General features: G+C 71.4%; 15 protein-coding genes and 2 pseudogenes. 12 read left to right on the top strand and 5 right to left on the bottom strand.

From position 1 onward, the window contains the following. The first annotated feature begins 81 nt into the window (after nt 1-81). From GT042_RS18345 to GT042_RS18330, 4 genes and pseudogenes are all read left to right on the top strand, one after another. Nucleotides 82-1,221, top strand: coding sequence for an ABC transporter ATP-binding protein (locus GT042_RS18345; protein WP_161309796.1), 1,140 nt, complete (start codon nt 82-84; stop codon nt 1,219-1,221). A gap of 113 nt (nt 1,222-1,334) precedes the next feature. Then, nucleotides 1,335-2,024 (top strand): annotated as a pseudogene (locus GT042_RS18340) (HAD family phosphatase); the annotation flags it as partial. Nucleotides 2,025-2,457: 433 nt separating this feature from the next. Continuing rightward, on the top strand, nt 2,458-5,109 hold the full coding sequence (ppdK, locus tag GT042_RS18335; RefSeq protein WP_237530912.1) for a pyruvate, phosphate dikinase: 2,652 nt from the start codon (nt 2,458-2,460) through the stop codon (nt 5,107-5,109). A 532-nt stretch (nt 5,110-5,641) separates the two neighbouring features. Continuing rightward, nucleotides 5,642-6,697: a helix-turn-helix domain-containing protein gene (locus GT042_RS18330; RefSeq protein ID WP_345943821.1), complete on the top strand. Its 1,056-nt coding sequence runs from the start codon at nt 5,642-5,644 to the stop codon at nt 6,695-6,697. On the opposite strand, the gene GT042_RS18325 is transcribed toward GT042_RS18330, so the two are convergent. Next, nucleotides 6,667-7,821, bottom strand: a complete 1,155-nt coding sequence (locus tag GT042_RS18325) for an alkaline phosphatase PhoX (protein WP_161309793.1) — start codon at nt 7,819-7,821, stop codon at nt 6,667-6,669. The two genes, GT042_RS18330 and GT042_RS18325, sit on opposite strands and share 31 nt — an antisense overlap. Before the next feature lie 230 nt (nt 7,822-8,051). Between GT042_RS18325 and GT042_RS18320 the strand changes: the two genes are divergently transcribed. From GT042_RS18320 to GT042_RS18305, 4 genes are all read left to right on the top strand, one after another. Further along, nucleotides 8,052-10,118, top strand: coding sequence for a hypothetical protein (locus GT042_RS18320; protein ID WP_161309792.1), 2,067 nt, complete (start codon nt 8,052-8,054; stop codon nt 10,116-10,118). Beyond that, nucleotides 10,115-11,368: a CHAT domain-containing protein gene (locus tag GT042_RS40115; protein WP_161309791.1), complete on the top strand. Its 1,254-nt coding sequence runs from the start codon at nt 10,115-10,117 to the stop codon at nt 11,366-11,368. The genes GT042_RS18320 and GT042_RS40115 overlap by 4 nt, the downstream gene beginning before the upstream one ends. A 32-nt stretch (nt 11,369-11,400) precedes the next feature. Next, nucleotides 11,401-12,267, top strand: coding sequence for a hypothetical protein (locus tag GT042_RS18310; protein WP_161309790.1), 867 nt, complete (start codon nt 11,401-11,403; stop codon nt 12,265-12,267). A 63-nt stretch (nt 12,268-12,330) separates the two neighbouring features. Next, on the top strand, nt 12,331-13,110 hold the full coding sequence (locus GT042_RS18305; RefSeq protein WP_161309789.1) for a TSUP family transporter: 780 nt from the start codon (nt 12,331-12,333) through the stop codon (nt 13,108-13,110). Between the two features lie 54 nt (nt 13,111-13,164). On the opposite strand, the gene GT042_RS18300 is transcribed toward GT042_RS18305, so the two are convergent. Together GT042_RS18300 and GT042_RS38240 are read right to left on the bottom strand one after the other, a co-directional pair. Then, complete coding sequence (locus tag GT042_RS18300) at nt 13,165-13,833, bottom strand: class F sortase (RefSeq protein WP_161309788.1); 669 nt, start codon at nt 13,831-13,833, stop codon at nt 13,165-13,167. A 131-nt stretch (nt 13,834-13,964) separates the two neighbouring features. Next, the gene (locus GT042_RS38240) at nt 13,965-14,648 is read right to left on the bottom strand and encodes a hypothetical protein (protein ID WP_202533073.1); all 684 of its coding nucleotides are present in this window, start codon (nt 14,646-14,648) and stop codon (nt 13,965-13,967) included. A gap of 252 nt (nt 14,649-14,900) precedes the next feature. On the opposite strand from GT042_RS38240, the gene GT042_RS18295 reads away from it, so the two are divergent. The 4 genes from GT042_RS18295 to GT042_RS18280 all read left to right on the top strand — a co-directional run bounded on the left by GT042_RS18295 (nt 14,901) and on the right by GT042_RS18280 (nt 17,937). Beyond that, on the top strand, nt 14,901-15,620 hold the full coding sequence (locus GT042_RS18295) for a hypothetical protein (protein WP_237530908.1): 720 nt from the start codon (nt 14,901-14,903) through the stop codon (nt 15,618-15,620). A 126-nt stretch (nt 15,621-15,746) separates the two neighbouring features. Continuing rightward, nucleotides 15,747-16,421, top strand: coding sequence for an NAD(P)H-dependent oxidoreductase (locus tag GT042_RS18290; protein ID WP_161309787.1), 675 nt, complete (start codon nt 15,747-15,749; stop codon nt 16,419-16,421). A gap of 172 nt (nt 16,422-16,593) precedes the next feature. Further along, a complete protein-coding gene (locus tag GT042_RS18285) occupies nt 16,594-17,085 on the top strand; it encodes a gamma-glutamylcyclotransferase family protein (protein WP_345943820.1) in 492 nt (163 codons plus the stop codon). Nucleotides 17,086-17,178: 93 nt separating this feature from the next. After that, nucleotides 17,179-17,937: a class I SAM-dependent methyltransferase gene (locus GT042_RS18280; RefSeq protein ID WP_161309786.1), complete on the top strand. Its 759-nt coding sequence runs from the start codon at nt 17,179-17,181 to the stop codon at nt 17,935-17,937. 44 nt (nt 17,938-17,981) lie between these two features. Here the strand turns inward: GT042_RS18280 and GT042_RS18275 are convergent, their stop codons facing one another. Then, the gene (locus tag GT042_RS18275; protein ID WP_161309785.1) at nt 17,982-18,686 is read right to left on the bottom strand and encodes an ElyC/SanA/YdcF family protein; all 705 of its coding nucleotides are present in this window, start codon (nt 18,684-18,686) and stop codon (nt 17,982-17,984) included. Between the two features lie 93 nt (nt 18,687-18,779). Beyond that, a pseudogene (locus GT042_RS38235) lies at nt 18,780-18,970 on the bottom strand (hypothetical protein); the annotation flags it as partial.

Here is an 18,970-nt window from a genome sequence, read left to right as displayed (position 1 = left end):
CGCGCCCGCCGGCGGCTCCGCGCCCGGGGCCGGCAGCTCGCCCACCGCCCTGTCCGCCTCGTCCGCCGCCAAGGAGTAGTCATGTCTTCCACGTCCACCGCGACCGCCGAGCGGCCCGAGGATCCGGCCGCTCCCGGCGCCCTGGTCGAATTCCGGGGCCTGCGCCGGGAGTTCGGTCCCACCGTCGCCCTCGACGGGCTCGACCTGACGGCCAGGCCGGGCGAACTCCTCGCCCTGCTGGGCCCGTCGGGCTGCGGCAAGACCACCGCCCTGCGTGTCCTCGCCGGCTTCGAGCACCCGGACGCGGGCGAGGTGCTCGTGGACGGCAAGGACATCACCGGGGTGCCGGCCAACCGCCGTGACGCGGGCATGGTGTTCCAGTCGTACAGCCTCTTCCCGCACCTCAACGCCCGCGACAACGTGGCCTTCGGCCTGCGCGTACGGAAGGTGTCGACGGCCGAGCGCCACAAGCGCGCGGACGAACTCCTCGAACTGGTCGGACTCCCCACCCACGCCGGCCGCTTCCCGCACCAGATGTCCGGCGGCCAGCAGCAGCGCGTGGCGCTCGCCCGCGCGCTGGCCCTGCGCCCGCGGGTCCTGCTGCTGGACGAGCCGCTGTCGGCGCTCGACGCGAAGGTCCGGCTCTCGCTGCGCGAGGAGATCCGCCGGCTCCAGCTGTCGCTGGGCATCACCACCATCTTCGTCACGCACGACCAGGAGGAGGCGCTGTCCATGGCCGACCGGGTGGCCGTGCTCAACGCGGGGAAGCTGGAGCAGTGCGCGGCACCCTCCGAGCTGTACGAGCGGCCCGCGACGGCGTTCGTCGCGGAGTTCGTCGGCACGATGAACCGGCTGCCCGGACGGCTCACCGACGGGGGCCGGGTCGAGGTCGCGGGCAGCGTCCTGCCCGTGGACGGCGAGATTCCGGCCGGGCGCGAGGTGGAGGTCCTGCTGCGCCCCGAGAACGTCACGGCGACGGTGGACCCGGACGGCACCGCCACGGTCGTCTCCGCGTCCTTCTTCGGCTCGGTGACCCGGGTCCTGCTCGACCTGCCCGGCGGCGGCTCGGTCAAGGCCGACGTGGCATCGCGTGACGCGGGCGAGCTGGTGCCCGGGGTACGGGCGTCCGTCCGCCCGGCCGACCGGCCGGTGCTGGTCGTGGCTTCTTCGGCGGCCTCAAGCGTCCCTGCGGGCACCCCGGACGCCGGGAAGGCGGCGTGAGCACGCCGGGCCCACCACCAGGGGCCCTTCCCCCGGCCGGCGTTCCGTCCGCCTCTTCGTCCGCCTCGTCGCCCGCCCCGTCGCGCGTCTCCTCATCCGCCTCCTCGCCCGACTCCTCTCCGGCCGCCGTCCTCTTCGACATGGACGGCACCCTCGTCGACACCGAGGTGCTCTGGTGGGAGACGGCCGCCGAGGTCGCCGCAGGGCTCGGCCACCGGCTCGGTGACGCCGACGCGCCCGAGGTCGTGGGGCGGGCCGTCCAGGACACCGCCGCCCATCTCGTACGGGTGGCGGGCACCGGCCACGCCGGGCGCGTCGCGGAGGAGCTGGCCGGATCCTTCTTCCGGCGCGTCGAGAGGGGCGCCCCGCTGCGCCCCGGCGCCCAGCGGCTGCTGGCCGAGCTGGAGCGCGCCGGTGTGCCGTTCGCCCTGGTGAGCGCGTCACCGCGGGCCGTCGTGGACTCGGTGGTCGCCGGGGCACTCGCCGACGTGCGCTTCGCCTTCACGCTGTCGGCCGACGACACCGTACGGACCAAGCCGCACCCCGACCCGTACCAGGAGGCGGCCGACCGCCTCGGCGTGCCGACCGGGGCGTGTGTGGCGGTGGAGGACTCGCCCGACGGCAGCGCCTCGGCGCAGGCGGCCGGGTGCGCGGTCCTGGTGGTGCCGTCGATGCTGCCGGTGCCCCCGGCGGACCGGCGGTACTTCGCGCGGAGCCTGGAGGACGTCGATCTGGGGGTGCTGCGCGGCTGCGCGGCCGGAAACGCCCCCGACGGGGGTCCTCACGGCCTTCGGACCGAGTGATTCTTGCCACGTTTGATGCGGCACTCGCTCAGAAGAGCGAAATCAAGATCGCCGCAGGTGGCTGTACTTCCGGAAGGGGTGGCACGCCGTGCCACCCCTTCCGCGTTCACTTCCCGAACTCAAACGATCCGAGCCCCGCTCGCATGAGCGCAACAGGTCATGGGCAGGTCATGCCCGCTTCGGAGTGTGAAGGGGCGCGGGCGGGGGCCCGTCGCGTAGATCGCTTTCGATCTGCTGGCGGACGGGTGGTTAAAGCCGCACGACGCTCAGGTGGACGTACCCCCGCACCTTCGATCTGGGTATGTTCCCTCCACGTCAGGGCAGCCACCGCGTCGTCGAGGAGTCGAGACCCGTGTCGGAAAACGAAGATCACCCCGAGCAGGGCGAGCACACGGAGAAGTACGTCTACGACTTCACCGAGGGCAACAAGGACATGAAGGGCCTCCTCGGCGGCAAGGGTGCCAACCTCGCGGAGATGACCAACCTCGGGCTGCCCGTCCCTCCGGGCTTCACCATCACCACGGAGGCGTGCAACGTCTACCTCGGGTGCGGTACGGAACCGGCCGCCCTGCGCGACGAGGTCAGCGCCCATCTCGACGCCCTGGAGCGGCGGATGGGGAAGAAGCTCGGCCAGTCCGACGACCCGCTGCTCGTCTCCGTACGCTCCGGCGCCAAGTTCTCCATGCCCGGCATGATGGACACCGTCCTGAACGTCGGGCTCTCCGACGACTCGGTCGCGGGGCTCGCCATCCAGTCCGGGGACGAACGCTTCGCGTGGGACTCGTACCGCCGCCTGATCCAGATGTTCGGCGCCACCGTGCTCGGTGTGGACGGGCACCTCTTCGAGGAGGCGCTCGAAGAGGTCAAACACGCCAAGAAGGCCGCCACCGACGTGGATCTGGAGGCCGGGGACCTCCAGACGCTGGTCGGGCGGTTCAAGAAGATCGTCTCGCGCGAGGCGGGACGGGACTTCCCGCAGGAGCCGCGCGAGCAGCTGGACCTCGCGATCCGCTCGGTCTTCGACTCCTGGAACACCGACCGCGCCAAGCTCTACCGCCGCCAGGAACGCATCCCCGGCGACCTCGGCACGGCCGTCACCATCTGCTCGATGGTCTTCGGCAACCTCGGCCCCGACTCGGGTACGGGCGTGGCCTTCACCCGGGACCCCGCCAGCGGACACCAGGGCGTGTACGGCGACTACCTCCAGAACGCGCAGGGCGAGGACGTCGTCGCGGGCATCCGCAACACCGTGCCCCTCGCCGAGCTGGAGACCGTCGACAAGAAGTCGTACGACCGGCTGATGGCGATCATGGAGACCCTGGAGACGCACTACCGGGATCTGTGCGACATCGAATTCACCATCGAGCGCGGGCAGTTGTGGATGCTCCAGACCCGCGTCGGCAAGCGCACGGCCGGCGCCGCCTTCCGGATCGCCACCCAACTCGTCGACCAGGGACTGATCGACGAGGCCGAGGCCCTCCAGCGCGTCAACGGCGCCCAGTTGGCGCAGCTGATGTTCCCGCGCTTCGCCGAGGACTCGCACGGAGAGCTGCTCGGGCGCGGGATCGCCGCCTCGCCCGGCGCGGCCGTCGGCAAGGCCGTCTTCGACTCGTACACCGCGATCAAGTGGTCGCGCTCCGGCGAGAAGGTCATCCTGATCCGCCGCGAGACCAACCCCGACGACCTGGAAGGCATGATCGCCGCCGAGGGCATCCTGACCTCGCGGGGCGGCAAGACCTCCCACGCGGCGGTGGTGGCCCGGGGCATGGGCAAGACGTGTGTGTGCGGGGCGGAGGAGCTGGAGGTCGACACCAAGCGCCGCCGGATGACGGCCGGTTCGATCCTCATCGAGGAGGGGGACGTCGTCTCCATCGACGGCTCGACCGGCAAGGTCTATCGGGGCGAGGTGCCCGTGGTCCCCTCGCCCGTGGTCGAGTACTTCGAGGGCCGGATGCACGCGGGCGCCGACGAGGCCGACGAACTGGTCGAGGCCGTCCACCGGATGATGGCGTACGCGGACCGGCGCCGCCGGCTGCGGGTGCGCGCCAACGCCGACAACGCCGAGGACGCCCTGCGCGCCCGCCGCTTCGGCGCCCAGGGGATCGGCCTGTGCCGTACGGAGCACATGTTCCTCGGCGAGCGCAGGACCATGGTCGAGAAGCTGATCCTGGCCGACACGGACGACGAACGGGACGCCGCGCTGGGGGCGTTGCTGCCGCTCCAGAAGAAGGACTTCGTCGAGCTGTTCGAGGCGATGGACGGACTGCCCGTCACCGTACGGCTGCTGGACCCGCCGCTGCACGAATTCCTGCCGGACATCACGGAGTTGTCGGTACGGGTCGCGCTCGCCGAGGCCCGTCAGGACCACAACGAGAACGACCTGCGGCTGCTCCAGGCCGTCCACAAGCTCCACGAGCAGAACCCGATGCTCGGTCTGCGCGGGGTACGGCTCGGGCTGGTCATCCCCGGGCTGTTCGCCATGCAGGTGAGGGCCATCGCCGAGGCGACGGCCGCCCGGACGCTCGCCAAGGGCGACCCGCGCGCCGAGATCATGATCCCGCTCGTCGGGACGGTCCAGGAGCTGGAGATCGTCCGGGACGAGGCGCTGCTGGTCATCGCCGAGGTCGAGCGGGCCACGGGGGTCGAACTGCGCCTGGCGCTCGGCACGATGATCGAGCTGCCGCGCGCCGCGCTGACGGCGGGTCAGATCGCGGAGGCGGCGGAGTTCTTCTCGTTCGGTACGAACGACCTCACCCAGACCGTCTGGGGCTTCTCCCGTGACGACGTCGAGGCCAGCTTCTTCACCGCGTACCTGGAGAAGGGCATCTTCGGGGTCTCCCCGTTCGAGACGATCGACCGGGACGGCGTCGGCGCGCTCGTCCGCAGCGCGTGCGAGGCCGGCCGCGCCACCCGTCCCGGACTCAAGCTGGGCGTCTGCGGCGAGCACGGCGGCGACCCGGAGTCGGTGCACTTCTTCCACGAGGTGGGCCTGGACTACGTGTCATGCTCGCCGTTCCGGATCCCTGTCGCCCGCCTGGAAGCGGGGCGCGCGGCGGCGGCGTCGACGGGGAGCGACTCCCGGTAGCGCCCCCCTTCATCCACCGCGGACACCGGAACCGTCCTTCGGTTCACCCACCCTCGCCGACCCGGGGGGCGGTTCCGGGGCACAGAGAAGGGGCGGGCGTCCCGTGCGGAGACGCCCGCCCCTTCGTCGTGCGCACCCGTACCGCGTACGTCCGACCGCCATACTCTCGTCATGGCCGCGTCATGTTTCTCCCAGGGCGCCGAGAATTATTGAGGAACCATGGAAATCAACAGCGGGCGGAGCGCGGCCTGCGGATCCCCACCCACAGACCGCGCTCCATTACCCGGGCCGGACATGGAGCCGCAACCGCGAACGACCGCCGCCGAGCGCAGAAAGCCCCCCACGGCCTTCACTGCGCTTTACGCTCGTTCAGGTTTCATGCCCGACGGGGTATAGCTTTTCGCTTGGGACCGCACCTCCGCGATAGGTTTCAACTGTGGCTGAAACTCCGTGGTGACCGCCTGTGATGGCGTGCATACTCGGTGGTGGGGATAATTGCGGATGCAACCAGCGGTGAACGGGTGGGATTTGAGTGCTGCGTATTCATTTCACGGGGAAGGATCTCGGCGGGGTCCGGATGGCCGGAGGACCCGACCCCCTGTGGGAAACGATTCTCAGCTTTCACCGAATACGGGATCGGCGCGGCCCGCTCGTCTTCGGAGAATGGCGAACGGAAACCCGCAGCCGGTTGAATGGTGAAACACGGCTGCTCTCCGCGCTCGTTCCCCAGCGCGGCTATTTCCCCGATTTCCTGACCCCGTCCGAGGGCCGGCACGGCCTCGACGCGGGCCTGGAGGCCCTGCGCGCCACCGCCCCCGAGCGCATCCGCGCCGAACTGGCGCTGCTCGCGGAGAACCGGGGCGCGCGCAAGGCCCGCCCGGCGCGCAAGGACCCCGCCCGGCATACCGACTCCCCGCGCCTCGCGGACCTCGCCGACGGCGAACCGGCCCCGCTGGCCCGCCTCGTGGAGGTCCTGCGCGCCTACCACCGGGCCGCGATCGAGCCGTACTGGCCGCACATCAGGGCCAGGGCCGACGCCGACCGCGCGCTGCGCGGCCGGGCCCTGCTCGACGGGGGCGCGGACGAACTGCTCGCCACCCTCCCGCCGATGCTGCGCTGGCGCGCCCCGGTCCTGGAGGCGGACTATCCGGTCGACCGTGAACTGCATTTAAACGGACGGGGGTTAAGACTCCAGCCGTCCTTCTTCTGCCGCAGCACCCCGGTGGTTCTCCACGACCCGGCGCTGCCGCCCGTCCTCGTCTATCCCGTCACGCATTCCGACGTACCGGTGCCCCACGAACGGCCGGACGCGCGCCTCTCGTTGGGCCGGCTCGTCGGCCACACCCGCTCCGCCGTCCTCGAAGCCATCGAACACGGCTGCACCACCAGCGAACTGGCCCGCAGAACCGCGGTGTCCCTCGCCTCGGCGAGCCAGCACGCCTCCGTCCTGCGGGAGGCCGGCCTGGTCGTCACGCTGCGGCACGGCAGCTCCGTACTGCACACGCTGACCCCCCTGGGCGCCGCCCTCCTGCGGGGCGGCGCCTCCGCCGACGGGTGCTACGCCCGGAACGGGCCCGTCACCTCGTAGGTGATGCCGCCCGACGAACTCCCGCTCGTACCCCGCTGGCTGGAGAAGTACAGCCGCTTGCCGTCGGGGGAGAAGGCGGGCCCGGTGATCTCCGAGGCGGACTGCCCGCCGACCCGCAGGAACGGCGCGACGACGTCGTTCGGGGTGATCACGCAGATCTCCAGATTCCCGCCGTCCTCCGCCACGAACAGGTCCCCGGACGCCGACCCGGTGACGTTGTCGACGCCGGTGAGCGGCGCCGTACCGGACACGAGCGAGTCGTCGTAGGCGAGTTCGATGGTCGAGGCGGCCGCGTTGTACTGCCAGACGCGGTTGTCGCCCTTGGTGGTGAACCAGCAGGTGTCGTTCGCGTAGTAGCAGCCCTCGCCGCCGTTGAACCGCTTGGCGCCCGACACCTGGTTACGGGTCGCGGTGGCGCCGCTCGGATCGGGGACCGTCTTCCACGTGACGGGCCCGCTGGTGGCCGTGCCCGCGACGAGCACCTCCAGCCGCCCCGCCGACAGGTCGCCCCAAGTCGTGGGCGTGAAGCGGTAGAAGCACCCGTCGGTGGTGTCCTCGGTGAGGTAGATCGTCCGGCGTACGGGGTCGGCGGCGGCGGCCTCGTGCTTGAACCGGCCCATCGCGTCCCGCCGTACCGCCGCCTTCACACCCCACGGATCGGTCTCGTACACATACCCCCGGTCGACCTCCTCGCAGGAGAGCCAGGTGTTCCACGGGGTCTTGCCGCCCGCGCAGTTCTGGTGCGTCCCGGAGAGGATCCGGTACGCGCCGGTGATCGCCCCGGTCGAGGAGAAACGGACCGCGCCCGCGCCGCCCGACGGATCGATCTCCGAGTTCGAGACATAGATCCAGCCGGTGCCGTCCGCGTAGCAGGCCCCGCCGTCGGGCGCGTTGTGCCAGGTGTACGACGTACCGGACACCTGCTGCCCGGACCGCGCGATCACCCGGCTGGTGAACCCGGCGGGCAGCCGGATGTTGTTGCCGTCCGCCGCGCCGAGGGCCCCGTAGGGCCCGGCGCCCGGCTGAGCGGGCGCGGCGAAGGCGGCGCCGCGCCACAAGGTGCCGCCGAGAGCGGCGGCCGACGTGCCGATGACGGCTCCGCGCAGGAAACTGCGACGTTCCACTGGTCGCTCCATGGGGGTGTCGTGACCGCCCCGCGACGCCGGCCGGCGACGCGGGGTCGCACGCCGACGGATCCTAGGTGCTCTGAATGACCTTGCGCTGAACGGGAGTTGAGCCTTAGCCGTCGCGACTTGCGAGCGCCTGCCGAGGGGACGGATCTCCGCCGCATCCCGCATCTCCCGTTTTGGTTCAACTCGCCACCGTCATGGGGCAAATCAGGGACCATAGGCGGATGCTTCCACCCCGGCCGGCCCGGTCCCGTGTGCTGATAGTCGGTTGTTCCCTGGTCGCCGTCGGGTATGTGACGGCGTTCTACCTCAGCTCGGCCGACGGCGCTCTGCTGTCCGCGCGGATCGCGCAGCAGCGGTTGCATCGGATGTCGGGCTACCAGTGGGGCACCTTGGCGGTCGAGGTTCTCGCCGTGGCCGCGGTGCTTCCCGCGCTGCTGGCCGCACCGCAGTTCATGGAGGGCGGCAAGTGGTACTGGAGGGTGACCGGGCTGCTGCGTACGTGGCAGCGCAGGCGGCGCGACTGGTTGCGCCGCCAGTGGGCGCGGCGGCGCGCGCGGATCGTCCGTGACATCGGGTTGCGCCGTCGCGAGTGGCAGACCGGGACCCCCGCCGATCAGGCGGAGGCGACCATCCGTGTCGACCGGCTCGCCGAGATGCTCGCCGTCCGCTATCCGACGGACAACGCCCTGGTCCGGGCGAGCACGGTCGGCAATATCTTGTCCGCGGCCCGTCAGCACATCACCGAGGTCTACGCGCTGGACGTTCTGCTCACCTGGCCGCGGTTGTATCCCGTACTCGGACGGCGGCTGCGCAGCACGTCCGACTGGCAGCGCGCCACGCTGGACGCGGCCCTCTCCGCCTGGGCGTTCGCGTTGCTGGCGGCGCTCGTGGTGCTGCCGGCGAGTCTGCTCTGGAGTCCGTACGACGTGACGCCGTGGGCCGCGCCGATGGCGGTCGCGGCGGCGGCCAGGCTGGCCACCGTGCGCGCGGCCATCCGATACGCCACCACGGTACGGGTGGCTTTCGACCTCCATCGGTTCGACCTGTACGAAGCGTTGCACCTGCCGGCTCCCGGCGATCTCGCCCAGGAGCAGGAGGCGAACCGTGCGTTGTCCCGGCAGTGGCACCCGTACGGGGCGGTGCGGGTGGGGCATCCGGCGCGCTCCGTGGAGGAGCGGCCGGAGGTGGTGTACGGCGGACTCCCGGAGGCCGGAGGGAGGCCCTCTGTGGCTGTCGGTGGCAATGTCATCGGCAATGTCGGGATTATTAGGGGCGGTCCGGTTCTTACGGTGCCTGCCGAGTCCTCGGGTCTGGGGGCCGAGACCGGAGGGCCGCGCCGGACGCGCCCGCGTCACCCGACCACCGGGCTCGTGATCCGGGACGACGGCCGCGGTGGCGAACGCAACAAGGACAAGGACGCGGACAACGACACGGACAAGGACGCGGACAACGACACGGACGTCGAGTCGGCCTCCGTCCGCCCTGACGCCCTACCGGACAAGGACGAGCAAGAGGCGGAACACCTGTACCAGTTGGCCTCCGCGGCCCGTTTAGGCGGAACCTTGGTCGCAAGCGGTACTGTCGCCGCCGGAGCGCTGGGCGTGTTCCTGCCGGGACTCGGCCTGGGCGCGTTCGCCTTGGCCGGGGTGAGCGCGCTGGCCGCCCAGGCCCTGCTGTTCCGCAAGGAAGGGAACCAGCCCGCCCCGGAAGGCACGGACACCGTGCCTCCTCCTCCGCTTGACTACTCCCACCCGGCCCCTGGCGAGGTCTCCCTGCGGATCGGCGACGGCAGCCTGCGTACCGCTCTGGAGCCTGCCACACCCGTCGCATTCCGGGGTGGAGTGGCCGTGACCCTGGAAAACGCGGCCGATGTCGGCATGGTCGACGGCGAACCGGAATGGCGACTGCGACCCGGGGAACCGGCGAATGTCGTCGTACTCATCGGGCTCGGCCGGAATCACCAGGAGGCCCACGAGGCGCTGCTCGGCGAGCGGCACGGCATCTCCGACGAGATGCTGATCGTCGCCGGCCGGTCGGCGGGCGCGGTGGAACTCGACATCATCCTGGACGCGCCGTTCCTGGCCGTCACCCCTGACCGGCACAGCATCCGCCACGACCGTACGGGCGAGTCCGCCGTGTTCCGGCTCGCGTCGGTGCTCACGGGCACGGAGCCGGGGACGTACGACGTACGGGTGGCGGTCTACGCGTACGGGCGGCCCGTGCAGGCACTGCCGGTCACCGTTGTCGTGATGGAGCCCGAAGACGGCGGGAGAGGACCGCGGCCGTGACACGACAGGCCGCCGCGCCCAACGTCACCATCGCCGCACAGGGTGACGAGCACGGCCACAGACTGGTCCTGACCGGACCGGGCAACACGGAACCCCTCGTCCTGGAGATCGTGGAGCAGAGCGTGCTGCGCCAGCACGGGGCGCGGTTCGGACACACGGTCGCGCGCGTGTTGCACATGTGGCAGCGCGGAGGCCGGCTGCCCCTCGACGACGCCGACCGCTCACTCCGGGCACTGGCCGAGGCAGGCCGCATCCTGCTGACCCGGTCGCTCCGCAACGCCCGTGACGTGTACGGCGAACTGGGCGAGCGCATGGACGAGTGGTGCCCGGCCTGGCGGGACCCCGACGCGGCGGTGCCCGTGGTGCACGTCCAGAGGGGAGCCCCGCAGGTGCTGCCGTGGGAAATGCTCCCCTTGTTCGACCTGAACTGGAACGGCGGAGCCAAGGACTCCACCCAACTGTGGAGCGCCGCACGGGCGTTCCCCGGTCTGAGCGCGATAGTGGAGCGCGGCATGGAACAGCCCGCCGGGGCGGCGGCCCCGGGCCTGCGCACGTCCGGCGGCCGACTGCCGCTGCGCTTCCTCTGGCACGCTGAATACCCGGGCGCTCGGGGTGAGTTGGGCTTCTTCCGCAGCCGGGACGGCATCCGGCTGGACGGCCCGTATCCGGGGGACGAGGTCCCGTACCCGGGAACGGTGTCCTTCGCGGAGCAGTTGGCGGACCCCACCCTCGGCACGGACGGGCTGCGGGCGCGCCACGTCCACCAGGTGCTTCACATGTCCTGTCACACCACGGTGGCCACCCGCGACAGCGGGGCGGAGGACCCGCTGGTCTTCCATCTCGCCTCGGAGAACGGCGAGACCTCGGACGTGTCGGTGGAGAAGGTGCTCGGCGGCCTCTTCCCGGCCTGGGACCGGGCGCCGGGCGGCGCGGGTATGCCCCTGGTGTTCCTCAACGCGTGCTCGACGGCTGTCCAGGATCCGTTCTCGCTGGGCTCGCTCCTCGAACCGTTCGACTACAACCGGAACCCCGGCGTGATCGGCACGGTGGCGAGACTCCCCGACCGCCTCGCCGAAGCGTTCTCCCGGCGCTTCTACGAGACGCTGCTCGCCGGGCACACCACCGGGGAAGCCCTCCACGCGGCGAAGTGGGACCTGCTGCACGCCCGCCGCAACCCCCTCGGACTGCTGTACGTGCTGTACGGCGACTCCACACTCCGGGTGCACCCGCTCCCGGTCGGAGCCGCCTGACCGGCTCCTTCGATGTCGATGAACGGAACACGGTGAAGAAGACGAGCAAGACGAAGACCATCCCGGACGCCTTCTGGAACGAGGTCCGGGGCCGTCACCGACGTCTGCCGGTATGGACGCCGGGCACCCCCATGGAGCTCGGCGACGTCGGGCGCTTCACCACCGGGGGATGGACCAGGTTCACGACCCTCGCGGCCCTGGGAGTGACCGCCGACGCCGCGGAACCGGGTCCGCTGGCCGACTTCGAGTACGCCTCCAACGACGGCGTCCGCCGTACCGCCGCCCTCTCTCCCGCGACGGTGGACGCGGTCGTCGCGTCCGCCCGCGGGGACGCGACGTATCACTTCGAACGGGCGGGCACCTTCGTGATGCGGGCCACCAACGCGAGTCTGCACCGGCTGGACGACCTGCTCGCGGTCGAGGACGCGGTACTGGAGCTGTACCGCCTCAAGAAGTGGCGGAAGGAGTGGGTCGTGATCACCGAAGTGGTGACGAGCGGTCCGAGTCTGGTGCTGGTGTCGGCGGGTGGGCTGGCCAACGTCACCGTACGGTTCAAGGCGGGCACCCAGGTGGTGCCGGGCGTCCCTGAAGTGGCCGGCGCCTCGGTGGGGGCGGCCTTCGAGGTGGAGAACGGCGACAGCATCGAGGGCAGTTACAGCGTGCCCGGGCGAACCGCGCTCCTGTGGCGGGGGTTCCACGTCGTCGATCCGCTCCTTCGCGCCGCGCGGTTCGCCGAACGCGGGAGCGAGGAGGAGGATCGTGATCCGGGCGGGAGCGGCGGGGTGGGCGGGGCGGGCGGGACAACGGACTTGGCGCCGTCGCAGGAGCCGTATTGCGAGGAGATCGAGCACCTGGAGGACATCGCGGCGCCGGACGAAAGCTCTCCGGCCGACCAGTGAAGCTCCGCGGCGGTCCGATACCCGGAGGTATCGCGCTTCCACCTGCGTCGTAAGGTCGCGGGCGTGCCTGACATATCCGTGACCACGCTTCTTCTGCTCTGCCTCGCCGCCGCCGGGGCCGGGTGGATCGACGCCGTGGTGGGTGGGGGCGGGCTGCTGCTTCTGCCCGCGATGCTGCTCGGGCTGCCGCACGTTCCGGCCGCGCACATCCTCGGGACCAACAAGGCCGTCGCGATCGTGGGCACCTCGGGCGCGGCGGTGACGTACCTCCGGAAGGCCCCGGTCGATGTGCGGACCGCCGTCCGGATCGGGGGCGCGGCGCTGGTGGGCTCCATGACCGGCGCGTTCTTCGCGGCCGGGATCAGCAGTGACGTGCTGCGGCCCGTGATCATGGTGGTGCTGCTGGGGGTGGCGGCCTTCGTGATGCTGCGGCCCGCCTTCGGCCGCGCGGAGGCGGGGGGACCGGTCACCCGGAGGCGTACTGTCACGGCGATCGTGCTGGTCGGCGGGGGGATCGGCTTCTACGACGGGCTCTTCGGGCCTGGTACGGGGACGTTCCTGGTGCTGGCGCTGACCGCCGTCCTCCATCTGGACCTGGTGACGGCGTCGGCTACCGCGAAGATCGTGAACGTGTGCACCAATGCCGGGGCGCTCGCGATGTTCGCGTACCAGGGCACGGTGATGTGGCAGCTGGCCGGGCTGATGGCGGTGTTCAACCTGGCGGGCGGGATGTTCGGGGCCCGGATGGTGCTCAGAAAGGGCAGCGAGTTCGTGCGGGGGGTGCTGCTGGTGGTGGTGTTCTCGCTGGTGGCGAAGTTGGCGTTCGATCAGTGGACGGGGTGAGGGGGGACGGGGGTTGCTCGTGGGGGTTGGAGAGGCCGGTGGGCGCTGGTGAGGTCAGTGGGTGTTCGTGAGGTGCGCGTACGCCACCACGTTGCCCTGGTAGCCCGTTCGCTTCGAGAAGCCGCCGCCGCAGGTGATCAGCCGTAGCTCGGCCCGGTCGGCGGCTCCGTACACCTTGCGGTCCGGGAAGTTCTCGTTCGTGTAGACCTCGACGGCGTCGACCGTGAACTCCGCCGTACGGCCGTCCTGCCGGGTGACCTCGATCCGGTGGCCCTTCCTGAGCGAGCCCAGGGCGTAGAAGACGGCCGGTCCGCGCGCGTTGTCGACGTGGCCCGCGACGATCGCGGTGCCCTTGGTGCCGGGGGACGGTCCGTCCCGGTACCAGCCCGCGAGGTTCGCGTTGTCGGCCGGCGGGACCTCCAGGCTGCCGTCCGGCGTGAGAGCCAGGTCCGTCAGCGGTGTGTCGACGTGGAGGGCGGGGATGCGCAGCCGTACGGGGGTGGAGGGCGGGAGGGGGGTTGCTGTTGTGGCGGGTTGGGGGCCCGGTGACTTTTGGCGCTGGTGCGGGGGTAGGGACGAGCCCGGGCCTGGGCCCGCCGCGAAGGCTTCGGAGGGCGGGGGAGTGGGCGGAGTGGTCTCCTCGGAGCCCGTCCTGATGAGCCAGACCCCGATGAAGACAGCGACCACCAGCAGCCAGGCCTGGCCCTTGACCTGCGCGTTCATGGGGCGGGTCCTCCGGTCCTTCGGCTCGCTTCCACAGCTGTTCCGGATGAAGGTGCCCCCACCCCCGTCAGCGATGAGCGTGACGGGGGCGGGGACGAGGGCGGGGTACGGGGCGGTGGAGACCGGCCCTGTCAGCTGCCCTGCGCGCCGCTCGCCCGGCGGCGCAGGAGCGTGACCCCGCCGACGGCGGCCACGGCCAGAACGGCCGCGCCCACCGCGATCTGGGTGGTGTCGGGGGCGACGCTGCCGCCGACACCGGTGTTCACATGGCCCCGGGGCGTCCGACCGTCGGGCTCGTGGCCCTCCCGGCCCTCGCGGCCCGGGTCGTCGCGCCCGTGATCGCCACGTTCGTGGTCGCCCCGCCCGTGGTCCCATGCCGGCTCCCGGCCGTCGGGCTCGTGGCGGCCGGGGTCGTGGCCGCCCCGATCCTGGGCGTTCGGGTCGGCGCCGGTCGGTTCGTCGGGCTCGCCCAGATCCTCACCGAGGTCCAGGTCGGCCGGCTCGCTTTGGTCGGCGAGGGTGTCTCCGGTGGCCGGAGCGTCGTTCTCGCAGTTCATAGGGACGCCGTAGGTGCCGAGCGGATCGGCTGTGTCTGTGTCTGTGTCTGCGGATGCGGCTGCGGCTGCCGTATCTATGTCGTCCGTGTCCGTGCCTGTGTCCGCCGTCCCTAGCCGCGTGTCCGTGGCCTCGCAGGGCGCGGCGAGCGCCGACGGAGCCGTACCGCCCACGAAAGCGGCACTCGCTCCTCCCGCGGACAGTACGGTCGCGGCAGCCGCCAGCGCGGTGCCGGTGAGCAGGCGGGCGGTGGTGCGCATGGCGGTCCTCCGGAGCGGCGTGGGACGGTCTTCTTCTCCGAGGTAAGGCGCAGCCCGGCGCGTACGCCTGCTGATGGCCGATCAGATTCGCCGTACACGGACCGCGGTCGACCACGCCGGGAGGGTGTTGTCGCAGGTCATACGGGAGCGGTGGCCGAATCGCCGTCCCGACCGGCCGCCCGCGCCGAACGGGTGACGCCACGTGGCCTTACCCGCGTGCGATGCCTTCCGGAGGCTGACACGCTGTGCTCGATGAACGCATCCGACATGACCTCGCTCAGTGCCATCGCCGCCCGGAACAACGCCGACTGGTGCGCGTCCGTCGCCCGGTCCCACGGGATCGCCGCGACCCTCGGCGAGCGGGTGTGGTGGAGCCCGCGCAGGACGCCGCCGTACTACCCGGACGCCGTCACGCTGCGTCCCGACGCGGCGCCCGCCGATTTCCTTCCGTCCGTCGACCGGGGATCGGCGGGGTGTTCGGTCAAGGACAGTTTCGCCGCGCTGGACCTTGCCCCGGACGGCTTTACGGGGGTCGTGGACGCGCGGTGGATCCACCGTCCGGCCGACCGGCCCGTGCCCGAGTGGCCCGGCCTGCCCGCCGAACGGGTCCTGACGGCCGACCGACTGCGTGAGTGGCAGGTGGCCTGGGCGGGCGGTGAGGACACCCCGGACGTGTTCCGGCCGGTCCTGCTGGACGATCCGACCGTGCTGGTGCTGGCCTTCCGCGACGGGGACGACCTGGCCGGGGGAGTGGTCCTGAACGAGGGGGCGGGGGTGGTCGGCGTCTCCAACCTCTTCGCCGCCGACAGCGGGGCAGTGGCGGCCGTCTGGTCCTCGGCGGTCACGGCCGCCGCCGACTACCACCCGGGCCTGCCCCTGGTCGGTTACGAACAGGACGACGACCTCGCCCCCGCGCTCGCCACCGGCTTCGACGCGCTGGGCCCATTGCGTATCTGGCTGCACGTGTCGTGATCCGGCCGCGTTTTCGGTCGCGGGGCCGTGGAACTGCGTGGCTCTTGAACGGGGCTGGGCCGCCGGCCGGCCGCCGACCGGGTGCCCGCTTGACCTCAACCAAGGTTCAGGGGTGAGGCTCGTCCCATGGACCTCGACACAGCACAGCCCTCAGCGCAACTCACCGCTTCCGATCCGACCGCTTCCGATCGGACCGCTTCCGCCGCGTCCGAATCGACGCCGACCGCCCCTCTCAAGCTCGCCGTCATTCTCGGCAGCACCCGCGAAGGCCGCTTCGGCCCGGTCGTCGGAGACTGGTTCCTGAGCCGGACCGACCGGCACGCCGGCTTCTCCGTCGACCTGGTCGACCTCGCCGACATCGACCTGCCGACCTCGCTCTCCTACCGCCCCGGCCCCGCCGTACAGGGCCAACTGGCCAAGGTCAGCCCCCGGTTGGCGGAGGCCGACGCCTTCGTCGTCATCACCCCCGAGTACAACCACTCCTTCCCGGCGGCCCTCAAGTCCCTGATCGACTGGCACTACGCCGAATGGCAGGCCAAGCCGGTCGGGTTCGTCTCGTACGGAGGAATCTCGGGTGGTCTGCGGGCTGTCGAGCAACTGCGCCAGATCTTCGCGGAGATGCACGCCGTGACCGTCCGGGACACGGTCTCCTTCCACAACGCGGGCGCCCACTTCGACGACGAGGGCCGGCACAAGGACCCGTCGGCGGCCGAGACCGCCGCCACCGCGATGCTCGACCAGCTCGCCTGGTGGGGCCTCGCCCTACGGGAGGCCAAGTCCGCCCGCCCGTACGGGAGATGACGCGCGGATCCGCCTGACGCGGGACCGGCTGGGCCGATGGATGCGGTAGAACCGCCCCTACGTCGGCTGGACGGTTGGACGTTGGTCGGTTGGTCGGTACGGCGGTACGGAGGGACCGACCCCGCTGTACCGTCCTGCCGTCCCCCTCGCCCGCCTCGAAGGAGCCGCCCCCGTGTCACTGCCCGACCACCACCGGGGCGAAGAGCTGCCCTTCTTCGTGTACGGCACCCTGCGGCCGGGGGAGGACAACTACGAACTCTTCCTCCGCGGCCGTACCACCGGCGAGGAGCCGGCCCGGCTGGAGGACGCGGCGCTGTACGACGGCCCCGGCTACCCGTACGCGATCGAGACCCCGGGAGCGACGGTCGTCGGCGAGATCGTCTCGGCGCTGCCGGGCGCGGGGCCGGGGCCGGGTGCGGAGCCGGGCTCGTACCGTCAACTTCTCTCCTTCCTCGACAAGTTGGAGGAGTACGTGGCACCCGGCGATCCCCGCAACCTGTACGAGCGCGTGCCCCGCGACGTGCGGCGCGCGGACGGCGGCACGGTCCGGGCGTGGGTGTACTTCGCCGCGCCGCGCGTGGCCCGCGAGCTGAGAGCGGCGGGCCGTCCGATCGCGGGCGGCGACTGGATCGCCCATGTCACTCACGGCTCGCCCGGGCCGTGAGAACACGCCGGCCGGTGTGAGCGCGGGTGGCGGAAGCCCGCGGCCGATAATGGTGTCGACAGCGCCCCTCGGCACCCGGCAGAGTGATCACCCGTGACGAGTAGTGAACTGTGGAGCCGCGAGACCGCCGACCGCTACGACGCCGGGGAGACCGAAACCTCCTCGCCCGCCGTTCTCGGACCGACCGTCGCCTTCCTGGCGGAGCTGGCCGGGGACGGCCGGGCACTGGAATTCGCCATCGGGACCGGCCGCGTGGGTGTCCCGCTCCGGGAACGCGGTGTCCCGGTCGTGGGCATCGAACTGTCCGAGCACATGGCGGCGGTGCTGCGGCGCAAGGTCGACGAGGACACGCTCCCGGTGACCATCGGGGACATGGCCACCACCGTCGTCCCCGGCGGATTCACCCTGGTCTATCTCGTCTACAACACCATCTCGAACCTGCTCACGCAGGACGAGCAGGTCGAGTGCTTCCGCAACGCCGCGCGTCATCTGGAGCCCGGCGGCCGGTTTGTCATCGAGCTGGGGGTGCCGCCGCTGCGGTTCCTGCCGCCCGGGCAGGTCGCGGTGCCGTTCGACGTCTCCGAGCGGCATCTCGGCTTCGACACCTTCGACCTGGTCGAGCAGATCCTGGTCTCGCACCACTTCTCCCGCGAGGGCTCCGACGGCGGCGACGGTGACGACGGCCGCTACCGCCGCGACAACTCCCGCCACCGGTACGCCTGGCCGGCGGAGCTCGACCTGATGGCACGGATCGCCGGGCTCGAACTGGAGCGTCGTGTCGCGGACTGGGACGGGGCGTCGTTCACCCAGGACTCCGGCAAGCACATCTCTGTGTGGCGCAAGCCCACCTGACCCCACTCCACTCCACCTCACCTCACCTCACTCACCACCTCACCTCACCTCGGCGACGCCGACCCCAGTGCCTCGGCCACTCCCGGTTCGGTGGGCCCGAGGAAGTGGGGGTCCGGCCGCAGCGCGGCGTCCAGCGCCGCCTTGCCCGCCGCGAACACCTCGCGCGCGCCGCCGTAGTACCAGGTCACGTCGTGCCGTTCGTCGACCCCGACTCCGTACGAGTCGACCCCGGCGGAACGGCAGAGGGCGACGGCCCGCCGGACATGGAACCCTTGCGTGACCAGCACCGCGCGGTCGACCCCGAAGATCTTCTTGGCCCGGGCGCAGGAGTCCCAGGTGTCGAACCCCGCGTAGTCGCTGACGATGCGCCCGTCCGGCACGCCGTGCCCGGTCAGGTACGTGCGCATCGCGTCCGGCTCGTCGTACTCCACCCGGCTGTTGTCGCCGGTGACCAGTACGACCCGTACCTTGCCCGTACGGTACAACTCGGCCGCCGTGTCGAGGCGGTGCGCGAGGTACGGGGACGGGCGGCCCTCCCGCAGCCCGGCGCCGAACACGACGGCGACGTCCGTGGCCGGGACGTCCGCGACCGTACGGATATGGCTGTCCGCGGTCGTGTACATCCAGGTCACCGGTGCCAGCGCGAGCACGCATCCCGCCATCACGGCCTGTACGGCGAGGCGTTGGCCGCGACGGGTGCGCGGCAGGCGCGGACGCCGGGGGAGGCGTGGCAGCTTCGGCAGTGGCATGGGTCTCCCTGACTGGATCGTGCTGTGTTGTGCGGTGCTGTGCGGTCGTTCGTCTGTGCGTTCCCCTTCCTTGAGGACGATCGGCGGCGCAGATCAGTTCGCCGCCGGTTCCTGTGGTGCCCAGGCGGCGAGCAGCAGGAACTCGGCCGCCGCCGACGCGTAGACCGCCGCGGCCAGCCACGTCAGCGCGAATTTCGCCGGATCGGCGGGCAGCAACCGGCCCAGCGCGTCATGCCGCCGTTCCGCCGCCGCTTCGGCGAGCGCCTGGACGCGCTGCGCCCCGG

It is taken from the genome of Streptomyces sp. SID3212 (assembly GCF_009865405.1).
Lineage (GTDB): Bacteria > Actinomycetota > Actinomycetes > Streptomycetales > Streptomycetaceae > Streptomyces.
Note: the sequence above shows the minus strand (reverse complement) of the source record. Positions and strands in the feature narration are given on the sequence as shown.

Excerpts from the sequence above, each read along its gene's own strand:
- GT042_RS18345 (WP_161309796.1), top strand. The coding sequence starts at position 82 with ATGTCTTCCACGTCCACCGCGACCGCCGAGCGGCCCGAGGATCCGGCC.
- ppdK (WP_237530912.1), top strand. The coding sequence starts at position 2,458 with ATGAAGGGCCTCCTCGGCGGCAAGGGTGCCAACCTCGCGGAGATGACC.
- GT042_RS18320 (WP_161309792.1), top strand. The coding sequence starts at position 8,052 with ATGCTTCCACCCCGGCCGGCCCGGTCCCGTGTGCTGATAGTCGGTTGT.
- GT042_RS18300 (WP_161309788.1), bottom strand. The coding sequence starts at position 13,833 with ATGAACGCGCAGGTCAAGGGCCAGGCCTGGCTGCTGGTGGTCGCTGTC.
- GT042_RS38240 (WP_202533073.1), bottom strand. The coding sequence starts at position 14,648 with ATGCGCACCACCGCCCGCCTGCTCACCGGCACCGCGCTGGCGGCTGCC.
- GT042_RS18295 (WP_237530908.1), top strand. The coding sequence starts at position 14,901 with ATGAACGCATCCGACATGACCTCGCTCAGTGCCATCGCCGCCCGGAAC.
- GT042_RS18290 (WP_161309787.1), top strand. The coding sequence starts at position 15,747 with ATGGACCTCGACACAGCACAGCCCTCAGCGCAACTCACCGCTTCCGAT.
- GT042_RS18275 (WP_161309785.1), bottom strand. The coding sequence starts at position 18,686 with ATGCCACTGCCGAAGCTGCCACGCCTCCCCCGGCGTCCGCGCCTGCCG.